This window comes from Micromonospora sp. HK10, from assembly GCF_000982955.1.
In the GTDB taxonomy this organism is placed as follows: Bacteria; Actinomycetota; Actinomycetes; order Mycobacteriales; family Micromonosporaceae; genus Micromonospora.
In genome coordinates this window covers 1-616 of the sequence record NZ_KQ058808.1, presented here as the reverse complement: position 1 = coordinate 616, position 616 = coordinate 1, and the positions used below count along the sequence as shown (strand labels likewise).

The following is a 616-nucleotide window of genomic DNA, read 5'->3' as shown; positions in this document are numbered from 1 at the left end:
GGCGCGGCGGCCAGCGCCGGCCGGCGGCGCTCACGCCGCGCACCGCTGCTCCCGGCGGTCGCGGGCGGCGGCGGGCGGGGCGAGCAGGAGCACCGACGGCACCCGGTCCGGGGCGGCGAGCCGCAGCAGCCCCAGCCCGATCCCGGACAGGCCGGTCATCAGCTCCGGCGAGGCGAGCATCGCCGGGTTGGCGCAGCGCCAGCCCTCGGCGAGGCCGTCGCGCAGCACGGCGGCGGCGGGGGCGCCGGCGGAGCTGGGCGCGGCCGCCAGCAGCAGGTCGAGGTTGCCGAGGTCGCCGTGGCACAGCGAGTGGTTGCGGCCGAAGCCGGCGGCCAGGGTGGTCCGGACCGCGGTGGTGATCTCCCCGGCCAGCAGGTCGTCGGGGCCGAGGGCGTCACGCAGCAGCAGCCGGGACAGGCCGATGCCGGGGGCGCCGTGGCACCACGTCACCGCGCACCGCCCGGGCCGGCGCAGGTCGGCCCAGTTGGATTCGGCGGGCCGGAACAGGCTGCGGTCGTAGCCGAGGGCGCGGGCGGCGGCGTCGGGGTGGCCGGCGTGCGCCAGCGCGGCGGCCACCCCGGCGGCCCCGTGGGAGAGCCCGCCGAGCGGCGCGCCG

1 protein-coding gene is annotated in these 616 nt (G+C 81.5%); it reads right to left on the bottom strand.

Features of this window, described 5'->3' with window-relative positions:
• Window positions 1–30: 30 nt before the first annotated feature.
• A partial coding sequence (locus LQ51_RS12430) for a lanthionine synthetase LanC family protein (protein ID WP_046565334.1) occupies window positions 31–616 on the bottom strand: 586 nt, incomplete at its 5' end.